Origin of the sequence: Photobacterium sp. BZF1, assembly GCF_014349205.1 — a bacterium.
Taxonomy (GTDB): domain Bacteria; phylum Pseudomonadota; class Gammaproteobacteria; order Enterobacterales; family Vibrionaceae; genus Photobacterium.
Map to the genome: position 1 here is coordinate 1 of NZ_JACSOF010000289.1, position 1934 is coordinate 1934.

Here is a 1934-nt window from a genome sequence, read left to right on the forward strand (position 1 = left end):
GGTACTTTTCTTTTTATCTACTTTCCTCACTACATTATGTGCAATGCTTTCATGGCGTTATATTGAAAAGCCATGTATGAGGTTGAAAAACACATTTTTGTCCTCTTCAAAAACAGTTAAAGAAAGCGAACCAATCAACCTTGTAGATCAGCTAAAAGCAGAAAACAAGGAACTACGTAATGAAATTGAAGCTTTGAAAATGGAGCTTGAGTTGAATAAGCAATAATTGGGATTATTTTTGTTCAGACCTGTTGCACATGAAAACGAGATCTTAACGGTTCGCAACTGAATACGAATTATAGAGCGCTATATTCAGTATGATGCCCTTGATACAGAACTCACTATTATTGGTACTTAGTCAGACCTTGGCTAAGTACCATTGTTGTGTCAATTCTCAATGAAAGACAAGAGTCGGACTCAGCAAGTAAATTCTACCATCTAACTACCAAGGTAACATCAAGCAAAAGACAGATAGTACACCTGCGAAAGTAAAACGAACTAAACTAAGCTAGAACCGCATAAATTACCTATACACATTACCCGAAAAATGTTTCTTGCTAACCTCCCCCCAGTTTATTCTTAATCTAGCTACTTGAAATATATAATAGTTCGGTAGACGTCCGAGAATATATCAAAAAACATGGTAAAACTAACAAATCAAACACCTTTTGATATTTTCTGTATGAAGTAAAAATATCATAAATGTATCATTTAAATATAAACATCAATACTTTTCACTAATTATAAGAGAAAATCACCCAAAAGTTAGCTGAACTAACTATACTATTGGGATTGCTTGTTTACTGGAGTTTAATCCTTGATTAAAGATAACACATATTAAATATCATACACTTGCCTTCACACAACGCAGCAAAAGCAAAAATCACCTCGGAGAAGTTAGTGAATACCTTGGAATTTAATCTGCAAATTAAAGATAATAACTTTAAATTAATCAGGACATTAGCTGCTTTAGCCGTCATTTTTTCTCACAGTTTTGGCTTAGCCGAGGGAAGTGCAAATAAAGGAGACCCCATTTCTGTTTTTTTCGGAGCGGCCATATCTAAAATGGCTGTCGATATATTCTTTCTTTTAAGTGGTATTTTAGTTACAAAAAGTCTAATAGATCGAAATAGTATTAAAACCTTTACAATTTCACGTTTTTTCAGAATATTTCCAGCATTATTGGCTTCAATACTGTTTTGTATTCTTATCGTTGGTCCTTTGTCCACTAATCTGGGCTTGTTAGAATACCTTACTCATCCAGAGACTAAGTTTTATTTATTCAACAACATATTTCTGTTTGATACCATAATTCAATTTTCTCTGCCTGGGGTATTCCAAGATTTACCATACCCTGTTGCAGTTAATGGCTCATTATGGAGTTTACCTTGGGAAGTACTAATGTACTCCAGTATCCTAGGGTTGTTTATTTTAAGTAAAAAGCATATTTTAAAATTGCTTGTAGTTACATGTATTATTGCGTACGCAGGTTGGGGGGCGCGACACATATTTGGTATCGAAGTCATATCACCTGTAAGCCTAAAGCTTATCACTATGTTCTACACTGGTGTGGCTTTTTACTTACTTCGCCACAATATTAGAATGACTTGGATAACTACTGCAATCGTTGTGGCGGGATACTTAATCGTGAAAGATATGAGTATTGCCAAACTAATTTGGCCAGCAACCCTATGCTATACAACTCTTGCTTTTGCTTACCTTCTGAAAGGGGCTATTCTTAAGTATAATCAACTAGGTGACTACTCCTATGGGCTGTATATCTATTCTTTCCCAATTCAGCAGCTTTTGGTGATGTATTTTGCCCCATCCGCATGGGTACTTTTCTTTTTATCTACTTTCCTCACTACATTATGTGCAATGCTTTCATGGCGTTATATTGAAAAGCCATGTATGAGGTTGAAAAACACATTTTT

2 protein-coding genes are annotated in these 1934 nt (G+C 34.9%); both read left to right on the forward strand.

Translation table 11 applies throughout. The features are described 5' to 3' along the window. Nucleotides 1-226: hypothetical protein (locus BIZ37_RS30005; RefSeq protein WP_222939900.1), on the forward strand; the 226-nt coding region annotated here is incomplete at its 5' end. A 674-nt stretch (nt 227-900) separates the two neighbouring features. Beyond that, a partial coding sequence (locus tag BIZ37_RS30010) for an acyltransferase (RefSeq protein WP_187464655.1) occupies nt 901-1934 on the forward strand: 1034 nt, incomplete at its 3' end.